Here is a 21,667-nt window from a genome sequence, read left to right on the forward strand (position 1 = left end):
TTAATTATGAGGAGACTCTTATCCATCATAGTATCGCTTATAACTGCAATAACATTTGCACAACAGCCCGTCGAGCTACCTTTGTGGCCCGACGGTGCTCCCAACTCCAGTGGGTTAACCGGAGAAGAGCAGGAAGTACGTCCTCATTTTGTCACAAATGTCACATACCCCACTATGACAGTCTACCATCCGGAAAAACCAAATGGGATGGCCATTATCATGTGTCCCGGAGGCGGTTATCGTGGACTCGGTATGGATGGAGAAGGGTATGATATGGCCCCTTGGTTTTGCGGACAAGGTATCACCTATATTGTATTAAAATACCGGATGCCGAACGGACATAGCGAAGTCCCCATATCAGATGCTGAACAAGCAATTCGCATGGTACGGCAACATGCCAAGGAATGGAATGTCAATCCTCATAAGGTAGGAATAATGGGAGCCTCTGCAGGGGGACATTTAGCTTCTACAATCGCCACTCATTATAATTCGGAAACACGTCCGGATTTTCAGATATTACTTTATCCGGTGGTCACGATGATGCAAGTCACCCGGGGAAATACAAGAGAGGCATTGCTCGGAAAGAATCCCACGATGGAACAGATACAGAAATTCTCGGCCGAACTGCAAGTAACTCCCGATACTCCTCAAGCATTTATAGCTCTTACCTCCGACGATCCTTCCGTACCGCCTTACCATGGAGTAAACTATTACCTTGCTTTACAAAAAAATAAAGTTCCGGCCACTCTCCACGTCTATCCTACCGGAGGACATGGCTGGGGATTTCAGGACAGTTTTAAATATAAGCAACAATGGACACAAGAATTAGAGAAATGGTTGCGCGACGGTGTTGTATTCCCGGAAGATTCGGAACCTATGTTACGGATCGGGAAATCTTACCTGGGAACCAAATATGTGGCCAACACATTAGACCAAGACGAAAAAGAAACGCTAGTGATTCGGACTGATGCGGTAGATTGCCTCACTTTTGTAGAATATACACTTGCACAGGCACTCGGCTCTTCCTTTGCTGACAATCTGCAGAAAATACGCTATCGGGATGGCATCATCAACGGATATCCTTCCCGGTTGCATTACACTTCTGAATGGATTGAAAACGGCGTTCGCCACGGATTCCTCACAGATATTACTGCCAAGAACAGTCTACATACAAATAAATTAGCTCTTTCATATATGTCCGCTCACCCCTGGCAATACAAAAAAATGGCTGATTCGCCGGAAAATGTACTACAAATGGCCGAACATGAAAAAGCTATTTCCGGAAAAGTGGTACATTGGCTGCCGAAAAACGAATTGCCGGAAGCCGGATTGCCTTGGATTATGAATGGAGATATTATTGCTATTACAACGAAAATGTCCGGATTGGATATAGCTCATGTGGGAATAGCAGCATATAGACATGGAAAACTACATCTGCTACACGCTTCTTCCACATTGGGAAAAGTAGTTGTCAGCGATGAACCTCTCAATCACATGCTAAACAACAATAAATCATGGACAGGCATACGTGTTGTCCGGATGTCTCACTCTAAAAATAACTGATTATGAAACGAGTAAAACATTTCCTTCTCGTCTCGTGCTTATTCCCCACTTTGCTGGGAGCACAAGAAATGGCAAACGCCTACTTTCTGGAACTTACTCCGGACGCCCAATCGGCAGGTATGGCAGGTACAGGATTAGCTACCACCGATAACGGTAGTACAGCTATCTTTCATAATGCTTCTACCATCGCCTTCTCACAGGAAGTGATGGGGGCGAGTTATTCATACGCCAATATCAACAAAGACTATGCGCTACATAGTGCCTCCCTTTTCTATCGGATCGGCAGGGAAGGCATACATGGATTTGCTATAGGTTTCCGGCATTTCAAAGATCCCAAAGTATTTGATTACCGTCCGCATATATGGGATCTGGAAGCTGCCTATTTCAGAAATGTAGCCAAGAATCTATCTATGTCATTAACGTTCAGATACCTGCAAGCCAAAGCCGCAGAAGGTGCAGACACCAAGAATAGTGTTTGCCTGGACTTCGGTGCGACTTACTATCGCAGCATGGCTCTGTTGGACGAAATGGCTTCCTGGAGCATTGGTTTCCAAGCTGCCAACTTAGGCAAAAAACTGGATGGACAGAAATTACCTGCCAGATTAGGCTTAGGAGGTACGATCGACCTGCCATTCAGTATAGAAAATCGTTTGCAGGTTGCGCTCGACTTTAATTACCTGCTTCCTTCTGAAATCCGTCATTTACAGGCCGGTATAGGAGCCGAATATAATTTCCTGAAATATGGTGTTGTCCGTGCAGGATACCATTTTGGAGACAAAGACAAAGGAATAGGTAACTACGGCACTTTAGGCTGCGGAATCAACTTCTGGCCGATACGTGCAGACTTCTCTTATGCTTTGGCTGACAAGGATTGCTTTATGCACCGCACTTGGCAGCTGGGAGTTGGAATAGTTTTCTAAGCTCATCTTCGAGGCGTTGCTTCACTTCGTCCATCGGCACATCGTGCTTTAATTCCTGACGAAGAGAAGTGACGCCTTTATCTATAAACCCACAAGGGTGGATATAGCTGAAATAACGCAAATCCGTATTCACATTCAAAGCCAGTCCGTGCATAGTGACAAAGTGACTGCTCCTCACTCCGATAGCACAAATCTTACGTGCACGGGGCGTATCACCCTCCAGCCACACTCCTGTCGCTTTCTCTAAACGTCCGGCTTCAATACCATAAGAAGCACATACACGAATCACCGCTTCTTCCAACAGATGGACGTATTCTTTCAATCCTAACTGAAATTCTTCAAGATTCAGTATCGGATAGCATACCAGTTGTCCGGGGCCATGATAGGTAATATCCCCTCCCCGATCAATATGATAAAGAGTAGCGTCAATAGCTTTCAGCTGTTCACCACTCAACAGCATATTATTTTCTTTCCCGCTACGCCCTAATGTATAAACATGGGGATGCTCGCACATTACGACACGATTTTCATAACTCCCGCCCTGAACTTTTGCCCGGACAATATCATCAAACCATTCTGTCTGCCGTTGCCATGCTTCGGCATATGGGATAAAATTCCAATCAATAAAAACTGTTTTCATGAAAACAAAGGTAAGAAATAAAAAGAAAATGTGTACATTTGTTGGCCTAATATAACAAACACAACTATGAAAATGGACTTTCCACAGGTAGACTTGCCTACCGAAGTATTAGCATGGACGAATGTTACGGAAGACATTCTCAATATTTATAAGCAATCGTGCCGGTTGCAGGCATGTATTGTTGCCATCTGTACCGAAGGTTCGATGAAAGCCTCCATCAATCTGCTTGATTATGAAATTCGTCCTAATGACCTGATAACATTGTTACCGGGAACAATCATCCAGTTCCGGGAGAGAACAGAAAAAGTATGCCTTTGCTTTGCCGGTTTCTCCGCCTTTTGTGCCGGACGAATCAATCTGATGAAGAATATTGGTAATGCATATCCCAAACTGATAGAACAGCCGGTGGTTCCTCTTAATGAAGAAGTAGCCAGTTATCTGAAAGACTATTTTGCTCTATTATCACGGGCCAGTTGCAATGAGAACTTCGAAATGGATTCCGAATTGGTTGAATTATCCCTTCAGACTATCCTGACAAGCATACGACTGATATATCATAAATTTCCGGGTGAGAACAGCAGCTCAAACCGCAAAAAGGAAATCTGCCGGGAATTGATTCAAGCCATCACCGAGAATTATAAGAATGAACGTCGTGCACAATTCTACGCAGACAAACTGGGAATCTCGCTTCAGCATCTAAGCACAACCGTGAGACAAGTGACAGGTAAAAGTGTATTGGACACCATTGCTTATATTGTAATCATGGATGCCAAAGCGAAACTGAAAGGCACTAATATGACTATCCAAGAAATAGCTTATTCTTTAAACTTCCCCAGCGCCTCATTCTTTGGTAAGTATTTTAGGCGGTACGTAGGAATGACGCCATTGGAATTCAGAAACAGATAATTCTTATGAAGAGCGATAGAGGATAAAATTATAAACAACGAATTACAAAAAAACGAACGGTGAATACTTTGCGGATCATGCGCAATTTATTCACCGTTTATTATTTACTTACAGTTTGTTTTCTTTTACAGTCGCTTACTTATTTTCTTCCCAAGCTCAATGAATTGAGCACTACACTCACACTGGAGAAGGCCATTGCAGCACTTGCCAACATCGGATTCAATAACAACTCATTCAATGGAAATAAGATACCGGCAGCAATAGGAATCCCGATCAGATTATAAATAAACGCCCAGAAAAGATTCTGATGAATCAGTTTGACCGTCTGCTTTGACAGCTGAAAAGCTTTAGGAAGCAGCAATAAATCCGATGTCATCAAGGTTACCATAGCTACGTCCATAGCAATATCAGTTCCTTTCCCCATGGCAATGCTCACGTCAGCCAGTGCCAGAGCCTGCGAATCATTGATACCATCTCCTACCATAGCGACTTTCTTTCCCTGCATTTGAAGCTCGCGCACAAATTCGGCCTTATCGTCCGGCAGAGCGTCAGCAACAAAACGTTCAATTCCTAAACGGGAAGAAACAGCTAATGCCGTCCGCTGCCCGTCACCCGTCAACATACAGATGTCAATACCTTGACGTTTCAGTTCTTTTACCGCTTCGGCAGAAGTAGCCTTTATCGGGTCAGAAACAGCAATGATAGCCAATAACTCGTTTTCGCGTCCAAAGTAGATAATGCCATTGCCATCCGATTCATAGCGAACCAGCATTTCAGCCATCACATCATTTACTGTCGCACTGAAATCTTTTAGGAGTTTATGACTACCTACCCAGTAGGTATGTCCTTCATAAGAGACTTTGATTCCTTTTCCCGTAATACTTTCGAAACTATCCAACGTAGCAGGTTTTATTTTCTCTTCATCCTGAAGTGCAGAAACGATAGCACCGGCAAGCGGATGCTCCGATTTCATTTCTGCGGCTAAAAGCACATCTTTGAAATGAGGTTCCTGCGATTGTGCCCATAACCATCCGGTAGCAGTAGGGTGTCCTTCAGTCAATGTCCCGGTTTTATCCAGTACAACGACATCCACTTTACGCATTTGTTCCAAAGCTACTGCATCTTTAATCAGAATATGCTGGCTGGCAGCTTTACCTATTCCCACCATCAATGCAGTAGGCGTAGCAAGTCCCAAAGCACACGGACAAGCAATGACAAGAACAGAAACAGCCGACAGAATACCATAAGAGATATATTCACTACCACCGATGGCAACCCATAAAACAAATGTCAGGATGGCAATACCCAATACGACAGGTACGAAAATTCCAGTAATACGGTCGACGATACGTTGCACGGGAGCTTTGCTACCCTGTGCTTCCTGCACCATGGAAATGATGCGGGCAAGCACCGTTTCACTACCTACCTGTGTGGCGTGTATGATAAATGAGCCACGCTGGTTGATCGTTCCTGCCAAGACTTTATCGCCTTTCTTCTTTTCTACCGGAACCGGTTCACCACTAATCATGCTTTCGTCAACATACGAATCGCCTTCGGAGAGTTGACCGTCCACAGGTATCTGTTCTCCCGGACGTACAACAACCATATCACCTATCTGGAGGTTCTCGATCAAAATCTCCTCTTCCACTCCATTGCGCAGAACCCGGGCAACTTTAGGCTGCATTCCCATCAACTTGCGAATAGCAGTCGAGGTATTGCCTTTAGCACGCTCCTCCATCAATTTTCCGGTAAGAACGAAAGCGATAATCACTGCAGAAGCCTCATAATAGACGTGCGGTTCCAATCCGCGAGCATACCAAAATTCGGGGAAAAAAGTATTGAACAGACTGAACAGAAAAGCAATGGAAGTACTAAGTGCAACCAGTGTATCCATATTGCTCCGTCCCAGTTTAGCCTGTTTCCAAGCCCCGGTAAAGAAACCACCTCCAAAAAAGACCATGACAGGGATAGCAAGTAGCATTTGAATCTCATTAGAGTATGGTACATGCATCAGTATCATGGAAAATACCAACAACGGTACTACCAAAATCCAAGCCCCAATCACTTTCCACTTCAAACGAGTGTAACGCATCTGCTGCTCCTCTTCCCGGCGTTCCTCTTTGTGGGCTTCTTCCACAATCAGATCATAACCTGCCGCAAGCACAGCCGCACGGATTTCTCCGGGAGTCAGCTGGTCTTTCTCATAAGAAACGGTCAATGTATTGGTAGCAAAATTAACGGAAGCCTCAATGACTCCCGGCAATTTTTTCACTGTTTTTTCTACATTATTGGCACATCCTGCACAATGCATATTAAGCACAGGAAATGCCTTTTTTATTGTGTTACCCATATAATTATTATTTATGGTCTTCCCTTCCTCCCGGAAAGAAGTCGGGGAAGAACCATTGTTTGTTTATAGAAACAAGCTAATACAGGTATTTGTTCAATTACTTCTTATCAGTCTTCTGATCGTCTTTCTTTGTTTCTTTTACAAATTCAGCTTCATAATTAAACTTGTTAAATCCTGCTTGCAAGTTCTTTACATTCGTTTTTTCAGCATCATACGTGATAGTCACCAATTTAGTTTTTACTTCGGTCGCAATATCCTTCAATCCTTTTTCAAAACGCATATTGTCTTTTACTTTCTTTTCGCATTTCTCACAATGCATCTGGGACACTTTAAATACGACTACACGAATATCTTTTGCCAATACAGCTGCTACACTCAAAAGAGCCACCACGCAAGTGGCCATCCATCTTTTTGTTTTCATTTTTCCTATCAGTTTAAAATTAGTATTCTTTATTTTCTATGCGATCATTTCGCTACTCACTATTCTCCTGTTTTTACTCACTATTCCTAGCTAAATTAAAACGTATTCCGATATATCCTTTTGCCCCGTGTACCGGTCCCCATATCATCGTGGAATCAAAGTTGCTTCCCCAAGGATTTGCCGCATCGATAATCGGATTCTTTTGTTTGAAATTGGTCAGGTTCTCGCCTCCTACATAGATAGACCAGCGGCGGAAGTAACGTGTCACCTGTAAGCTCAACTGCTCAAAACTACCATAACGGCGTTCCCAAGACAACTGTCCATCTCCCAATTCATAAGGAGTAGGCATCCTACCTCCACCATTCAGTTGCAGTGTTGCATCAAACTGCCAAATTCCCAGCGGAGTCTGGTAGGAAGCAGTGAGCAAGCCTTTGTATTTGCTGGTTAGAGGTTTCTCCATTCGCACTCCCTTGTAAGTCGTTTTTGCATCCGTGAGTCGGTAAGCTCCTGTCAAGGTAAATCCTTTAAAGAAAGGATAACTTGCTTCCACCTGAAATACATGCGAGTAAGAACGTCCATCCAAATTATAGAAAGCCACTTCATGAGGGTTGCTATCCATATCCACGATTACTTGTTTCAAGAAATCCGTGTAATAGTATTCCGCATTTACATTCAGCGTCTTGCCGAATATAGGAATATAAGTAGATACACTAGCACCGTAATTCCATGCTTCTTCCATATCCAGATTCTTAGCTATTTCTACCCTACGACTACTAGAAAGCAGATAATTGTTTTCTGCCAGCACATGATTGGTACGATACCCTTTTCCGGCAGAAAGACGGAAGTTCACATAATCATTCGGATTGTATTTAAGATGTGCACGCGGAGTCACAAAGAAACCATGTTCGTTACTGTAGTCTCCACGCAAACCCGCCATCACCATCCATTTATCATTCAGGTTCAACGTATATTGCACGTATGCACCGGGAACAGCTTCCTTTTCAAAAGCTTTGAGAGGATTATCCGTATTATTCTCCAAACGATAATGCTGGTCGTAAGCGTCATAATTGAAGCTTAATCCTGCGGAAAAACTGTTCTGCGGATTAAATTCCGTTTCAAACATCAGCGAAGCATAAACGTTGGTTTGATCCACATTATACAGTTTGCGCCCATACGTAGCATCCTGATTGTGCAAAGTAGCGGAAAGAATCAAAGCCAGATTCGTATTCTTCTCCTTATTAAATATGTACGCATTCTTGGTGAAGAATTCATAACGTTCCGTATCAATCCCCACTTTATATAAATCACCGGAGTGTATTGCCCCTCCATGATTGGCTTGTCCGCTGGTACGTGTTTCGGAAAGAGCTTTGATACCTGCCTGAAAAACATAATGGTCGCCCATATATGCCCATCGGTTCCACACGTTATACTGCTCTACTTGAGGAATATCCACAAATCCGTCATCATTACCATCATGTGCCTTAGTCTCATTTTCATAATGCGCCAGCAGAGAAGTGCTCCACCGTTTGGAAAGTTTCAATGTAGCATCTGCATTGGCTTCATACCGGTTGGTAGTGCTTGCAAAAAGATTGGCAGATACCCAGTCGGCTTCCGGCAACTGCGGCTTCTTAAATTCCACGTTAATCTGTCCCGTGATGGCTTCATAACCATTCTTTACTGAAGATGTTCCTTTGGAAACTTGTATACTCTGCATCCACGGACCCGGGACATACCCTAGTCCATAAGGAGAAGCCGCCCCACGATAATTCGGAATATTTTCCGTCAACATCTGCACATAAGTGCCGGACAGTCCCAACAATTTAATCTGCTTGGCCCCTGTTGCTGCATCAGAATAGCTCACATCTACCGAAGGATTGGTCACAAAACTTTCACCCAGATTACAACAAGCAGCTCTACTCAGTTCAGCACTGCTTATCATATCTTCGTTCATCACGCTACTGCGTAATTTCATCGTTCCTAATTTGCGAGTGACAATATTCACCTCATTCAATTCCACTCCATCACGAAGCACAATATCCAACTGCTGATTTTTACTGCTCACATGAATGGTATCATTCTGGAAACCAATAAAACTGATTATTAACATGTGGCTTTTGGAAGGTTTTACAATAGAAAAACTACCATCTTCCTTAGTTGTCACTCCTTGTCCTGTATTCATCCAAAACACATTTGCACCCGGAATAGCCTCCCCAGCACTATCTTTCACTGTTCCCCGTACTTGCGCATATATATTACCGGCAAATAACAGGAACAGCCCTATTATCATATATTTCATTCTTTCTAAAGTTACTTTCGAGATACAAAATTAATTCATTTCTCATGCAACTTAGTTGCATTCAGTTTTGCTTTACTTTCATATTCAATAGAAAGCAAAGGAATAAATAAGAAAGAAATAGTGGCTAAATAATATAAGTGGAATATAACGCCAACTTCTGCCTCGAACAGAGAGGTGGCGGAGAGGTCAGACTATCATATTCTACCGGTTTATCCGCATAGGTCGGAGTCAACAGATAGCAAAAATGCTCACACAAAAGATCGACTACCAAAGCAGATGTTGTCAGTTCAGTAGCATGTTTCATCAAATCGAGCTTATAGATAGTAGCTGTACAACCTTTATCTTTACAACCTTTTTTTGAATCACAAGTATGAGCCTTTTTACACTTCGGACAGCCTGTATCACAACAGCTCTGCACCGTTTCACAACGGGCACAGCAATAACGCACAATAGAGACTCCGCCTCCTGAATAGATAATCAGGAGAGAGAGGATGAGTGCTGTTATGTAGGCTAGTCTTTTCATTTCAGAGGACAAAGATAAGAATAAAAACAGATTTTCCTATAATTTTTCGTAATTAAGATTCAATCAATCCGTTACAGACACCATTCCCTTTCCTTTATTTGGCTATTTTAGAGTCATATCAGCACTATTAACTCTTTTTACTCAACAATAAAACCTATCTTTGCCCCAATAATTCCTCTGATTTTTAAGTAAACACTATGCTTACATATTTACTGATTATTATCACTCTTTATCTGGCAGGTAATGCCTACATATTTATCAGAGCAAAACAAGCTCTGAAGGTTAAATCTCTCGGAGTAAAAATATTCCTGACCGTTTTATTCTGGATATGTGCTTTATCCTTTTTCGACACGATGCTGGCTCGTAACCTTGAGATACCTGTCTTTATCTCCCATTCGATGTACACCATTGGAACAAGTTGGCTGATATTTACTTTATACATGGCATTATTCCTACTTTTGTTTGATATCTTGAAATTATTCAAAGTTGTCTGCAAATATAGGTTCTATCTGTCTTTAGTGTTCACGTTGGGACTGCTGGGATATGGGGTATATAACTATCATCATCCGGAAACCAATGTAGTCAGCATTTTAACCAATAAACAATATGAAGATACTCCCCAAGCAATTAAAATCGTTGCAATCAGCGATGTTCACTTGGGAAATGGTACAGGGAAAGCCGCATTAAAAAAATATGTGGAAATGATAAATGCACAGTATCCCGACTTGATACTGATTAGTGGCGACTTGATTGATAATAGCGTCGTACCTCTTTATACAGAGAATATGGCGGAAGAATTGGGCGACTTGAAAGCTCCTATGGGTATCTATATGGTTCTCGGCAATCACGAATACATTAGTGGTATCGATGAAAGTATCCGATATATAAAAAGCACTCCAATACAATTATTGCGCGATTCAGTAGTCACACTTCCTAATGGCATACAACTGATAGGACGTGATGACCGCCATAACCGAAAGCGTCGTTCCCTGCAAGAATTAATGGTGAATGTCGATAAAAGCAAACCTATCATTTTATTGGATCATCAACCTTTTGATTTAGAAGAAACAGAAACTGCCGGCATCGACCTGCAATTCAGCGGGCATACACACCACGGACAAATATGGCCTATTAGTTGGGTGACCGAATCTATATTCGAGCAAAGCCACGGTTATCGCCAATGGGGAAACAGTCACGTGTATGTATCTTCCGGATTATCTCTTTGGGGACCACCTTTCAGAATAGGAACGCATAGTGAAATGGTTATTTTCGATTTTCAATGAATATTATGCAGTTTTGTCACATATGTTACAGTTTCTGAGTAATCTCTGCCCTATCTTTGCAGAAAAAAAAGATTATGGAACAATTACATGCTCATGAAGTCCTCCACATGATGGAAGGAAATAGCTACTCGGAATCATCATTGCGGGAAGCAATCATTAAGAAGTTTGGCTCACAGCAACGTTTTTATGCTTGCTCGGCAGAAAACATGGATGTAGATACCCTTATCGAATTTCTCAAAATGAAAGGGAAGTTTATGCCTGCTGAAGATGGATTCACAGTAGATATCACTAAAGTTTGCAAGCATTGATTGGCGGATAATATCCGCCAATCAATTTTAGGGGATAAATAGCTGCAAATTTTTCTGTTTTTATTAGCCCGATTCACGAATTTCATCTATATTTGTCAATAGTGAATGATAAAACAAATGTTGAATTTACAGAAAAAACGGGTATGAAAAAACAATATGTCAGTCTGCTTGCAATTATACTTTCGGTAAGCGGCTTTTTGTTTTCTTGTCATGACAAGATGAACAAAAACACAGGTGCGTTACAGTTTGATAGCATTCAAGTGAATAAGACAGCGCACCTCTTCAATGATACAGCCAAACCGGCCTGCAATATTATTATTAATTTTGCTTATCCGGTAAAATCATCGGATGATATGCTGAAAGACAGTCTGAATACTTATTTCATTTCGGCCTGTTTCGGTGATAAATACATCGGTGAAAAACCGGAAGAAGTTGTAAAGCAATATACCGAGAATTATATCAGCGAATACCGTCGCGATCTCGAGCCTATGTATACCGAGGATGAGAAAGACAAGGAAGACGAATCTTCCATCGGTGCCTGGTATTCTTATTATAAAGGTATAGAGAGCCATGTGCAACTGTATGATAAAGACCTGCTTGTATACCGCATCGACTATAACGAATATACCGGAGGTGCACATGGTATTTACATGGCAACTTATTTAAATATGGACCTCACCCTGATGCGTCCGCTCCGTCTCGATGATATTTTTGTCGGAGACTACAAAGATGCATTGACCGACCTGATCTGGAATCAGCTCATGGCGGACAACAAAGTGACCACTCACGAAGCATTGGAAGACATGGGATATGCTTCAACCGGTGACATCACTCCGACAGAGAATTTCTACCTAAGCAAAGAAGGAGTCACCTTCTATTATAATGTATATGATATCACTCCTTATTCTATGGGACCTGTAAAGGTAACAATCCCATTTGCTATGATGGAACATCTATTAGGCAGTAACCCGATTCTGGGAGAGCTGAAAAATTAAAATTCATAAAAAGCTGAACACCAATGAATACCCTGTTGTTATCACTTCCATGTGACAAAATAGGATATTCATCCACATCTATCATTCAAAACTTATAATTCAAAATTCAAAAGTGGAAATCATACTGAAATATTTTCCTGATCTGACGGAAGAGCAGCGCAAACAATTCGCAGCTCTATACGCCCTCTACACTGACTGGAATTCAAAAATCAACGTTATCTCCCGCAAGGACATTGAGAATCTATATGAGCATCACGTGCTCCATTCATTAGGCATTGCCAAAGTCATCCAATTCCGCCCCGAAACCAGCATCATGGACTTGGGTACAGGAGGAGGTTTTCCCGGCATTCCTTTAGCAATCCTGTTTCCCGAGGTAAAATTCCACCTCGTAGACAGCATCGGCAAGAAAGTACGTGTAGCAACCGAAGTGGCAAATGCCATCGGACTGAAAAATGTGACTTTCCGCCATGCCCGTGCAGAAGAGGAGAAACAAACGTTCGACTTTGTTGTCAGCCGTGCCGTAATGCCTTTGGCGGATTTGATTAAGATTATCAAAAAGAATATCTCTTCGAAACAACAGAATGCATTGCCCAACGGACTTATCTGTCTCAAAGGCGGTGAACTGGAGCACGAAACAATGCCGTTCAAACATAAAACGGTCATTCATAGCTTGAGCGACAACTTCGAGGAAGAGTTCTTTAAAACAAAAAAAGTGGTATATGTTCCGATTTAAACAAGACTATATGTTCTGATAGATGATAAATCATAGAGAAACCATGAAAATAAAAAGATTTGAATTTAATATGTTTCCCGTAAATTGCTACGTATTATGGGATGACACTAAAGAAGCAGTCGTAATTGATCCGGGCTGTTTCTATGAAGAAGAAAAGCAGGCACTGAAAAAGTTCATTCTGACCAATGAACTGAATGTAAAGCATCTGCTGAATACTCATTTACACCTGGATCATATCTTCGGAAATCCGTTCATGCTAAAAGAATTCGGATTATCGGCAGAAGCAAACAAAGCAGACGAGTACTGGATTGACGAAGCACCGAAACAAAGCAGAATGTTTGGTTTTCAGTTGCAGGAAGAACCTGTACCACTGGGCAAATACCTGCATGACGGAGATATCATCACTTTCGGACATACCAAACTGGAAGCGATACACGTGCCCGGACATTCACCCGGCAGCTTGGTGTACTATTGCAAAGAAGACAACTGCATGTTCTCCGGCGACGTCCTGTTCCAAGGCAGCATCGGCCGCGCTGATCTCACAGGAGGTAACTTCGATGAACTGATAGAGCATATTTGCAGCCGTTTATTTGTTCTCCCCAACGAAACAGTCGTTTATCCGGGGCACGGTGCTCCCACGACTATCGGAATGGAGAAAGCTGAAAACCCATTTTTTAGATAATAAAAAAAGAATAAGTATCAAGTATTAGGTATTAACAAGGTGAATCGCCCATTAACTGCGGTAATACTTAATACTTGATACTTAACACTTAATTTAATACTTGATTATTATGAAAACCGATTTGTTAGCTAGCCGTCACATCGGCATCAATGAACAAGATACAGCCATAATGCTCCGCAAAATTGGCGTGAACTCACTGGACGAACTGATTAATCAGACAATTCCCGCCAATATACGGCTGAAAGAGCCACTAGCATTGACTAGTCCGCTGACGGAATACGAATTTGGAAAACACATCGCTGAACTGGCAGCTAAAAACAAACTATATACTACATATATCGGTTTGGGATGGTACAACACGATCACTCCGGCCGTTATCCAGCGGAATGTATTCGAAAACCCGGTATGGTATACTTCTTACACTCCGTACCAGACAGAGGTATCGCAAGGACGTCTGGAAGCATTGATGAATTTCCAGACAGCCGTATGTGACCTTACTGCCATGCCACTCGCCAACTGCTCACTTTTGGACGAAGCAACTGCCGCCGCCGAAGCCGTAAGCATGATGTATGCCTTACGCTCTCGCGCACAACAGAAAGCCAATGCGAACGTAGTCTTCGTAGACGAGAATATTTTTCCGCAGACATTAGCTGTTATGACTACACGTGCCGTACCCCAAGGCATCGAACTACGTGTAGGTAAATATAAAGATTTTGAACCTTCACCGGAAGTGTTTGCCTGTATTCTGCAATATCCGAACTCACATGGAAACGTAGAGGACTATTCCGAATTTACCGAAAAGGCACATGCTGCAGACTGCAAAGTAGCTGTTGCCGCTGATATTTTAAGTCTCGCCCTGCTAACTCCTCCGGGAGAATGGGGAGCAGATATTGTATTCGGAACCACACAACGTCTGGGTACTCCAATGTTCTATGGCGGTCCGTCGGCTGCTTTCTTTGCTACCAAAGATGAATATAAACGGAATATGCCGGGACGAATCATCGGATGGTCTAAAGACAAATATGGCAAGCTCTGCTACCGAATGGCTTTACAGACACGTGAACAACATATCAAACGGGAAAAAGCAACTTCAAATATCTGTACCGCACAAGCACTATTAGCTACTATGGCAGGCTTTTATGCTGTTTATCACGGTCAGGAGGGTATCACTACAATTGCATCGCGTATACACAGCATTACTGTATTTCTTGAAAAGCAATTAAAGAAATGCGGATATACACAAGTCAACGCTCAATACTTTGACACCTTACGTTTCGAATTGCCCGAACACGTTTCGGCACAGCAAATCCGTACGATAGCACTTACCAAAGAAGTTAATCTGCGCTATTATGAAAATGGCAATGTCGGTTTCAGCATTGACGAAACAACAGACGTGGCAGCTGCCAATGTGTTGCTCTCGATTTTTGCCATTGCCGCCGGAAAAGATTATCAGAAAGTGGACGATATTCCGGAAAGAAGCAATATCGACAAGGCTTTGAAACGTACAACGCCTTTCCTGACACACGAAGTATTCAGCAAGTATCACACGGAAACAGAGATGATGCGTTACATCAAACGTCTGAACCGCAAAGATATTTCTCTTGCACAATCTATGATTTCCCTCGGTTCATGTACAATGAAACTGAATGCAGCCGCGGAAATGTTGCCTTTAAGCCGTCCCGAGTTTATGGGTATGCACCCGCTGGTCCCGGAAGACCAGGCAGAAGGTTATCGTGAATTAATCAAGAACCTAAGTGAAGATTTGAAAGTTATCACCGGATTTGCAGGAGTCAGCCTACAACCCAATTCGGGTGCCGCGGGAGAATATGCAGGCCTTCGTGTGATTCGTGCCTATCTCGAAAGTATCGGTCAGGGACACCGGAACAAAGTCTTGATTCCGGCTTCGGCTCACGGAACAAATCCTGCGTCAGCTATACAGGCAGGCTTTGTGACTGTTACCTGTGCATGCGACGAGCAAGGGAATGTAGAAATGGCCGACTTGCGTGCAAAAGCAGAAGAGAATAAAGATGATTTGGCTGCACTGATGATTACTTATCCTTCTACACATGGTATCTTCGAGACCGAGATAAAAGAGATTTGCGACATCATTCACGCCTGTGGTGCACAAGTATATATGGACGGAGCCAACATGAATGCACAAGTAGGATTAACCAATCCGGGATTCATCGGTGCGGATGTCTGTCACTTGAATCTTCATAAAACATTCGCTTCCCCTCATGGTGGCGGAGGTCCGGGAGTCGGTCCTATCTGCGTAGCCGAACATCTGGTTTCTTTCCTTCCCGGACACGGAATCTTCGGCAACTCACAAAATCAAGTATCAGCAGCTCCATTCGGCAGTGCAGGTATTCTGCCTATCACATATGGATATATCCGTATGATGGGTGCGGAAGGACTGACACAGGCAACTAAAATTGCGATCCTGAATGCCAATTATCTGGCTAGTTGTCTGAAAGATACCTATGGAGTTGTTTATCGGGGAGCCAACGGTTTCGTAGGACACGAAATGATTCTGGAATGCCGGAAAGTACATGAGGAAGCAGGTATCTCGGAGAATGATATTGCCAAACGTCTGATGGATTATGGTTATCATGCTCCTACCCTCTCTTTCCCTGTCCACGGTACGTTGATGATTGAACCGACAGAAAGTGAAAGTCTGGCAGAACTAGACAATTTCGTAGATGTCATGCTGAATATCTGGAAAGAAATTCAAGAAGTAAAGAATGGCGAAGCGGATAAAGATGATAATGTATTGATTAATGCTCCTCATCCGGAATACGAAATTGTAAGTGATCGTTGGGAACACTCATATACACGCGAGAAAGCAGCCTATCCTATAGAAAGCGTACGTGATAATAAATTTTGGATAAATGTAGCTCGCGTAGATAACACCTTGGGAGACCGCAAACTGTTGCCAACCCGATATGGATCTTTTGACTGATATGTCCTTTTGAAACAGGGCAGACAGTCTACCTAAATCAGGAAAGATAGTATAAAAATAAAGCGGCGTTTTAGGAGTCCTAAAGTGCCGCTTTACAATGTGTTAAGCACCACTTTAAGTATCGTAAGACACCGCTTTAAGCGTATTGAGGTGTCGGACCAAGAACATCAAGGTACCGCTTCAAGAATAATGAAATGTCGTTTCACAAATAGAGTGCCGGGTATTTCTATTCCACGATGGTTATCGCACCGGCTTTTATCTTTTTCTCTTTCATCGGAATCTTAGGATCGGCATATCCCAGAGCTACACAACCGTAGACTTTATGATTGGCAGGAACACCTAAAGCAGTAATAAATTCACGAACCTCCGGATCGTCACATGTTGTTCCCAACTGATTGATCCAACAAGAGCCGATACCTAAAGACTGGGCAGCCAGAAACATATTTTCTATAGCACAGGCACAATCCATACCAGCCCACCATTGAGTAGGCTCATTAGATACAATCACTAAAGTCGGAGCATGATAATAGCAACAATAAGTCTTGCTATGTCCACGTTCCTGCAAACGAGAATCGCCGCTTTTTGCAAAAGCTCCTTTAATCCGTTCATTCAGTTCTGTCAACTTATCCATATTTTGAATAGCTGTAAAATGCCATGTTTCCAAATGCATTCCACTCGGTGCATAAGTTGCAGCTTCCAAAATGGCCTGCAAATCCTCTTCTGAAACTTGCTGGCCTGTATAAGCCCGTACGCTACGGCGTGCTTTCATGTTCTCTAAAACTTCATTTGTTTTCATGGATAACAAGTATTTTATATAAGTATGTCATCATTATTAGTTTGACTCATCAATGCTTCGTACTTTTCTACCGTTTGACCAGCCCAATCTTTGCATTCAGTTTGAAATAATAGACTCCATTCTCCCTCTCCAAAAATCCGTATTTGTCTTTCTCTAAAGATCCTTTTTCTAAACGAGTATTTAGAAACAAGAAATCCTCCATTATTTGCTTTTCCGATTTATGATAACAGAGCACTTCTCCACTTCCATCCACCAACAGAATACCTTCCACAGCCGAATCCAATCCATTGTAAATCTTTGCAGGACGCATTCCCAATGCTAATGCCATCAAGAACTGCTTCATCTTGAATTCATAGAACTTATGCTTATTGATTAGTTCATCTTTAATCTTCAACGGATTCATTTGTTTGATAATTTCTGTCAACTCACCAATACGGGAGATGCCATCCAAATGCATGATACGAACCATTTCTGTCAGTACACGTGGAAAATGCAGATCAATCATCAACAGATTACTGCGGAACACACGGTCGGCTACATCAGCGTATTTAAGTACGCCACCCAAACGTTCGATCATCATCATCCGTTCGGCAACCTCATTCGGAGATTCAGGCAAAGCATTGATTTTATTCACTGTTGGAGTAGCAAATTTGATTCCGCTCTGTTCCAATTTAAGATTCGCTGCACGTCCTCCGTCCAGCAACGGATTCATTGCGCCCAATCGTGAGCGGACATTGAACCCTCTTAACGGAGCTTTCGGATGCCAAAATGCAACGGAAAAATCTGTGCGATCTTCTGTTTTTGCTTCCAAATCGAAAATGGCAGCTTCGTCTAAAAACTCTTCTACTCCTTCCGGAGAAGCAACATCATTTTCCGAAGAAGATTTCACTGCCTGCAATATCAGATCAGCTACAATACCAAAATCTTCACGAGGCATGGACTTACTCCCATTCTCTCCTTCTATACGAATCGTATCTTCTTCAATATAATATTGACGTGTTCCATCATGTTCTTCCCGTTGAATCATTGCAACAGGCCAAAATGTATCTCCCGCCTTTGCTTCTGCCGTGCCTAACACTACTTTTCCGTCTGCTAAGAGACGAAAGAAAGAATAGAGTTCGCACCATTCTTTTTTGGTTGCTTCAAATGCCATATATTTTTGTTCTTCTTTATTTTACTACAAATGTTTTATCTTAATCCTACTACTGAATTTTCCTAACTATGAGTTGCTTCTACTGATTGATAACCTGCGGTAAGGCTACAGACGACACAACCGGAGGAACTATATGAGTCACCTCCTCCAATGGAGGGAGCTTGCCTACTTGTGCAAACAGGGAATTTCGTATCCATTCTCTAGGAGTGACTATGATAAATCGTCCCGTCCAACAACCATCAAAATAGGAAGGGTTACCCGGCTGTTTCTTAATAGGATAACAGATGTTTTCTCCTTTAGTCCGCATCTCCGGCGAACGTCCGGGATCATTCACCCACACATGTTTATCATCAATGCCGCGAAGTACCATCCAATGCCCTCTCGGACCGGGACGCAAACCACGAACTGCGCCTGTATATCTCACATTCACAAGCACAGGAATGCCACGATCAATATAATCTTTCAATATCCGGTAATCTTTCTGCTGGAAATGTTCGGCACTTATCATGTTTTCATAATAACGTGTCAACGAATCAATTTCAAAAGAATAATATCCTCCCTGCCCTATCGAAGTACGGCGACGGAAAGGAGCACGTTTTTTCAGAAAGTAATTCCGCTGATATTCAATTAGTTTCTTTTCTGCATCCTGGGCTGTACGTTGTGTATCAGCCGTCATTCCCTTAAAATAATCAAAGACCATTAACGAAGAAGCCAGAGAGCAATGCGAGTAAGGACATCCCGCGATTTTCTGCGAATACCACGGAACAGGAATATTATTAGGAGCCAGTTTTTGAGCCTCCTGTACTTGTGCTTGCGCCTGAACGCTTATCCATACAAAGGAACTTAAAAACAGACTAAAAAATATGTGACATTTATTTATCATGCGATCCACTCTCTATCTCTATTACCACTCTAATACTTTACCTACAACATATTCTCATCATCAAGAATCCGCGCTGTCTCCACCTTCTCCAAACGTGCACGCAACTTAGACATCATCGAACGACGAATCCGCAATGTCATGCTACAATCCATATCATACGACTGATTAAGAATCTCCGGTTCTTCTTCTTTCACAATGCGCATAACATCGTTCATAAAAGGATATTCAAACATTACCGTCACCTCCTCATCTACCGTCTTTTCTATAATGGTAGCGGCAGCAATAGCTTCAGCAGCAGCAGCCTTGTAAGCAACGATCAATCCGCTCGTTCCCAATTTGATTCCTCCAAAATAACGGACTACTATAATCAGTATATCCGTCAGTTCATTCGAGTTTATCTGTCCGAGAATGGGTTTACCCGCTGTTCCGGAAGGTTCTCCATTATCATTGGCACGGAAATCCTTTCGTGCAGCTCCCAACATATAAGCATAGCATACATGCCGTGCATCATAATACTTTTTCTGATACGTTTCAAGATGCATCTTTATCTCATCGAGAGTACGCACAGGAAGGGCTATAGCAATGAACTTGCTTCGTTTTTCCGTATAAATACCTTCGGAAGGCTCAATGATGGTTTTATAAGTATCTTCAGCAGTCATGTTGCAAAGATACGGCTTTAATAAGAAAAGTCAATCTATCGTTTGGAAATATTAATGTTCCACTTATCAATGATAGGTAGTTGGAGGGATTGAAAATAGTGACGCTATCCAATAAAAATAGTGACGGTATACCACAACGATACCGTCACTATCCCGGGCATATCCCGTCACTATTTTTTCTACATCAATCAAGCGTCACATCTATTGATATAATTCCCGTCAACAATGATTTTCGCATAACAGATATTTCTTAATCTAACTTATGAATCACCAGCCCTGAACGGAGTTTCGGTTCAAACCAAGTAGTCTTCGGCGGCATAATATTGCCTGTATCTGCAATATCCATCAACTGTTTCATAGATACAGGATAGAGAGCCAAAGCCACTTTCATTTCACCACTATCCACACGTTTCTTGAGCTCTCCCAATCCACGGATACCACCTACAAAATCAATACGTTTATCAGAACGCAGATCCTTTATGCCTAAAATTTCATCCAAAATCAGGTTGGAAGAGATTGTAACATCAAGCACCCCAATAGGGTCGTTATCATTATACGTACCGGCCTTAGCGGTCAAGCTATACCATTTACCACCCAAATAGAGTGAAAAATTATGCAAGCCGGACGGTTTATAGATGTCCGCGCCTTTTTCTTCTACTACAAAGTTTTTATCAAGTGCAGCCAAGAATTGTTCAGGAGTCAAACCATTAAGATCTTTCACCACACGGTTGTAATCAATAATGGTCAACTGATTTGCCGGGAAGCAAACAGCCATAAAGTAATTATATTCTTCATCACCGCGATGATTTGGATTCAGTTTTGCTTTCTCTGCTCCCACCAATGCAGCAGCGGCAGAACGGTGATGCCCGTCAGCAATATAAAGGGCAGGCATTTTAGCAAATTCGGCAGTAATTGCAGCAATATCTGCCTCCTGGTCGACAATCCAGAAAGTATGTCCAAAACCATCACCCGGAGCGATAAAGTCATAAACCGGCTTATTTGCTGTATATTTCTTTATTATAACATCCAACTTCTCATTGTCAGGATAAGCAAAGAAAACAGGTTCAATATTAGCGTTGTTCACACGTACATGTTTCATACGATCCTCTTCCTTGTCACGACGGGTCAGCTCATGCTTCTTGATAACCCCGTTCATATAATCCGGGACATAAGCACCGACTACCAACCCATATTGTGTTTTCCCGTTCATCGTCTGGGCATAGATATAATAGTTTTCCATCTTATCCTGCACCAACCAGCCTTTGTCCTGAAACAGTTGGAAATTCTCGGCAGCTTTAGCATACACCTGTTCGTCATGTTCATCCGTACCAACAGGGAAATCTATTTCCGGTTTAATAATATGATAAAGAGACTTCTCGTTACCTTCCGCTTCTGCGCGGGCTTCTTCAGAATTCAATACATCATAAGGACGTGAAGCGACCTGTTCTACGAGGTCTTGCGGAGGACGAATGCCCTTGAAAGGTTTGATTATTGCCATGATATTAGTATTTTATATGTAAAAAATTAAAGCCACAGACTTCTTGAAAATCTGTGGCTCAAATATACTACTTATTTCTAAAAAAGACATTCTGCAACG

At 42.3% G+C, this 21,667-nt stretch carries 19 protein-coding genes; 9 read left to right on the forward strand and 10 right to left on the reverse strand.

Annotation, left to right across the window (positions count from 1 at the left end):
• Positions 1-6: 6 nt before the first annotated feature.
• Positions 7-1,563 carry an N-acetylmuramoyl-L-alanine amidase-like domain-containing protein gene (locus I2I13_RS14060; RefSeq protein WP_195649736.1) on the forward strand — a complete coding sequence of 519 codons (1,557 nt, stop codon included), beginning with the start codon at positions 7-9 and terminating at the stop codon, positions 1,561-1,563.
• 2 nt (positions 1,564-1,565) lie between these two features.
• On the forward strand, positions 1,566-2,483 hold the full coding sequence (locus I2I13_RS14065) for a PorV/PorQ family protein (RefSeq protein ID WP_148367224.1): 918 nt from the start codon (positions 1,566-1,568) through the stop codon (positions 2,481-2,483).
• Here the strand turns inward: I2I13_RS14065 and lipB are convergent.
• Positions 2,440-3,123: a lipoyl(octanoyl) transferase LipB gene (gene lipB / locus I2I13_RS14070; RefSeq protein WP_148367227.1), complete on the reverse strand. Its 684-nt coding sequence runs from the start codon at positions 3,121-3,123 to the stop codon at positions 2,440-2,442. The genes I2I13_RS14065 and lipB overlap by 44 nt on opposite strands.
• Positions 3,124-3,189: 66 nt before the next feature.
• Between lipB and I2I13_RS14075 the strand changes: the two genes are divergently transcribed.
• Complete coding sequence (locus tag I2I13_RS14075; RefSeq protein WP_195649737.1) at positions 3,190-4,029, forward strand: helix-turn-helix domain-containing protein; 840 nt, start codon at positions 3,190-3,192, stop codon at positions 4,027-4,029.
• Between the two features lie 139 nt (positions 4,030-4,168).
• On the opposite strand, the gene I2I13_RS14080 is transcribed toward I2I13_RS14075, so the two are convergent.
• The 4 genes from I2I13_RS14080 to I2I13_RS14095 all read right to left on the reverse strand — a co-directional run bounded on the left by I2I13_RS14080 (position 4,169) and on the right by I2I13_RS14095 (position 9,619).
• Positions 4,169-6,379, reverse strand: a complete 2,211-nt coding sequence (locus I2I13_RS14080; RefSeq protein WP_148367229.1) for a heavy metal translocating P-type ATPase — start codon at positions 6,377-6,379, stop codon at positions 4,169-4,171.
• A gap of 97 nt (positions 6,380-6,476) precedes the next feature.
• Positions 6,477-6,800, reverse strand: a complete 324-nt coding sequence (locus tag I2I13_RS14085; RefSeq protein ID WP_074557212.1) for a heavy-metal-associated domain-containing protein — start codon at positions 6,798-6,800, stop codon at positions 6,477-6,479.
• Positions 6,801-6,873: 73 nt separating this feature from the next.
• Complete coding sequence (locus I2I13_RS14090) at positions 6,874-9,096, reverse strand: TonB-dependent receptor (RefSeq protein ID WP_195649738.1); 2,223 nt, start codon at positions 9,094-9,096, stop codon at positions 6,874-6,876.
• A 124-nt stretch (positions 9,097-9,220) separates the two neighbouring features.
• Positions 9,221-9,619: a hypothetical protein gene (locus I2I13_RS14095; RefSeq protein ID WP_074557273.1), complete on the reverse strand. Its 399-nt coding sequence runs from the start codon at positions 9,617-9,619 to the stop codon at positions 9,221-9,223.
• Between the two features lie 197 nt (positions 9,620-9,816).
• Between I2I13_RS14095 and I2I13_RS14100 the strand changes: the two genes are divergently transcribed.
• From I2I13_RS14100 to gcvP, 6 genes are all read left to right on the forward strand, one after another.
• Positions 9,817-10,902 carry a metallophosphoesterase gene (locus I2I13_RS14100; RefSeq protein ID WP_195649739.1) on the forward strand — a complete coding sequence of 362 codons (1,086 nt, stop codon included), beginning with the start codon at positions 9,817-9,819 and terminating at the stop codon, positions 10,900-10,902.
• A gap of 74 nt (positions 10,903-10,976) precedes the next feature.
• A complete protein-coding gene (locus tag I2I13_RS14105; protein ID WP_004306297.1) occupies positions 10,977-11,210 on the forward strand; it encodes a YecH family metal-binding protein in 234 nt (77 codons plus the stop codon).
• A 143-nt stretch (positions 11,211-11,353) separates the two neighbouring features.
• Positions 11,354-12,205, forward strand: a complete 852-nt coding sequence (locus I2I13_RS14110) for a DUF3298 and DUF4163 domain-containing protein (RefSeq protein WP_074557205.1) — start codon at positions 11,354-11,356, stop codon at positions 12,203-12,205.
• A 112-nt stretch (positions 12,206-12,317) separates the two neighbouring features.
• Positions 12,318-12,938, forward strand: coding sequence for a 16S rRNA (guanine(527)-N(7))-methyltransferase RsmG (rsmG, locus tag I2I13_RS14115; RefSeq protein WP_195649740.1), 621 nt, complete (start codon positions 12,318-12,320; stop codon positions 12,936-12,938).
• Positions 12,939-12,981: 43 nt separating this feature from the next.
• A complete protein-coding gene (locus tag I2I13_RS14120) occupies positions 12,982-13,620 on the forward strand; it encodes an MBL fold metallo-hydrolase (RefSeq protein WP_004311627.1) in 639 nt (212 codons plus the stop codon).
• 109 nt (positions 13,621-13,729) lie between these two features.
• Positions 13,730-16,579, forward strand: a complete 2,850-nt coding sequence (gene gcvP / locus I2I13_RS14125) for an aminomethyl-transferring glycine dehydrogenase (RefSeq protein ID WP_195649741.1) — start codon at positions 13,730-13,732, stop codon at positions 16,577-16,579.
• Positions 16,580-16,805: 226 nt separating this feature from the next.
• Here gcvP and I2I13_RS14130 read toward each other — a convergent pair whose 3' ends face one another.
• From I2I13_RS14130 to I2I13_RS14150, 5 genes are all read right to left on the reverse strand, one after another.
• Positions 16,806-17,375 (reverse strand): nitroreductase, encoded by a 570-nt coding sequence (locus tag I2I13_RS14130; protein ID WP_148367238.1) that lies wholly within the window; start codon positions 17,373-17,375, stop codon positions 16,806-16,808.
• A 67-nt stretch (positions 17,376-17,442) separates the two neighbouring features.
• Positions 17,443-18,528 carry an HpaII family restriction endonuclease gene (locus tag I2I13_RS14135; protein WP_099145777.1) on the reverse strand — a complete coding sequence of 362 codons (1,086 nt, stop codon included), beginning with the start codon at positions 18,526-18,528 and terminating at the stop codon, positions 17,443-17,445.
• A 79-nt stretch (positions 18,529-18,607) separates the two neighbouring features.
• Positions 18,608-19,411: a C39 family peptidase gene (locus tag I2I13_RS14140; protein ID WP_229128642.1), complete on the reverse strand. Its 804-nt coding sequence runs from the start codon at positions 19,409-19,411 to the stop codon at positions 18,608-18,610.
• Between the two features lie 41 nt (positions 19,412-19,452).
• Positions 19,453-20,070: a YigZ family protein gene (locus I2I13_RS14145; protein ID WP_074636540.1), complete on the reverse strand. Its 618-nt coding sequence runs from the start codon at positions 20,068-20,070 to the stop codon at positions 19,453-19,455.
• A 250-nt stretch (positions 20,071-20,320) separates the two neighbouring features.
• On the reverse strand, positions 20,321-21,568 hold the full coding sequence (locus I2I13_RS14150) for a DUF1015 domain-containing protein (protein WP_148367242.1): 1,248 nt from the start codon (positions 21,566-21,568) through the stop codon (positions 20,321-20,323).
• Positions 21,569-21,667 lie beyond the last annotated feature (99 nt).

The sequence above is a fragment of the Bacteroides sp. D55t1_190419_B8 genome (assembly GCF_015558905.1).
In the GTDB taxonomy this organism is placed as follows: domain Bacteria; phylum Bacteroidota; class Bacteroidia; order Bacteroidales; family Bacteroidaceae; genus Bacteroides; species Bacteroides vicugnae.

What these genes read in the sequence shown, in the direction of transcription:
- I2I13_RS14060 (WP_195649736.1), top strand. Translation starts at nt 7, where the DNA reads ATGAGGAGACTCTTATCCATCATAGTATCGCTTATAACTGCAATAACA.
- I2I13_RS14065 (WP_148367224.1), top strand. Translation starts at nt 1,566, where the DNA reads ATGAAACGAGTAAAACATTTCCTTCTCGTCTCGTGCTTATTCCCCACT.
- lipB (WP_148367227.1), bottom strand. Translation starts at nt 3,123, where the DNA reads ATGAAAACAGTTTTTATTGATTGGAATTTTATCCCATATGCCGAAGCA.
- I2I13_RS14075 (WP_195649737.1), top strand. Translation starts at nt 3,190, where the DNA reads ATGAAAATGGACTTTCCACAGGTAGACTTGCCTACCGAAGTATTAGCA.
- I2I13_RS14080 (WP_148367229.1), bottom strand. Translation starts at nt 6,379, where the DNA reads ATGGGTAACACAATAAAAAAGGCATTTCCTGTGCTTAATATGCATTGT.
- I2I13_RS14085 (WP_074557212.1), bottom strand. Translation starts at nt 6,800, where the DNA reads ATGAAAACAAAAAGATGGATGGCCACTTGCGTGGTGGCTCTTTTGAGT.
- I2I13_RS14090 (WP_195649738.1), bottom strand. Translation starts at nt 9,096, where the DNA reads ATGAAATATATGATAATAGGGCTGTTCCTGTTATTTGCCGGTAATATA.
- I2I13_RS14095 (WP_074557273.1), bottom strand. Translation starts at nt 9,619, where the DNA reads ATGAAAAGACTAGCCTACATAACAGCACTCATCCTCTCTCTCCTGATT.
- I2I13_RS14100 (WP_195649739.1), top strand. Translation starts at nt 9,817, where the DNA reads ATGCTTACATATTTACTGATTATTATCACTCTTTATCTGGCAGGTAAT.
- I2I13_RS14105 (WP_004306297.1), top strand. Translation starts at nt 10,977, where the DNA reads ATGGAACAATTACATGCTCATGAAGTCCTCCACATGATGGAAGGAAAT.
- I2I13_RS14110 (WP_074557205.1), top strand. Translation starts at nt 11,354, where the DNA reads ATGAAAAAACAATATGTCAGTCTGCTTGCAATTATACTTTCGGTAAGC.
- I2I13_RS14120 (WP_004311627.1), top strand. Translation starts at nt 12,982, where the DNA reads ATGAAAATAAAAAGATTTGAATTTAATATGTTTCCCGTAAATTGCTAC.
- gcvP (WP_195649741.1), top strand. Translation starts at nt 13,730, where the DNA reads ATGAAAACCGATTTGTTAGCTAGCCGTCACATCGGCATCAATGAACAA.
- I2I13_RS14130 (WP_148367238.1), bottom strand. Translation starts at nt 17,375, where the DNA reads ATGAAAACAAATGAAGTTTTAGAGAACATGAAAGCACGCCGTAGCGTA.
- I2I13_RS14135 (WP_099145777.1), bottom strand. Translation starts at nt 18,528, where the DNA reads ATGGCATTTGAAGCAACCAAAAAAGAATGGTGCGAACTCTATTCTTTC.
- I2I13_RS14140 (WP_229128642.1), bottom strand. Translation starts at nt 19,411, where the DNA reads ATGATAAATAAATGTCACATATTTTTTAGTCTGTTTTTAAGTTCCTTT.
- I2I13_RS14145 (WP_074636540.1), bottom strand. Translation starts at nt 20,070, where the DNA reads ATGACTGCTGAAGATACTTATAAAACCATCATTGAGCCTTCCGAAGGT.
- I2I13_RS14150 (WP_148367242.1), bottom strand. Translation starts at nt 21,568, where the DNA reads ATGGCAATAATCAAACCTTTCAAGGGCATTCGTCCTCCGCAAGACCTC.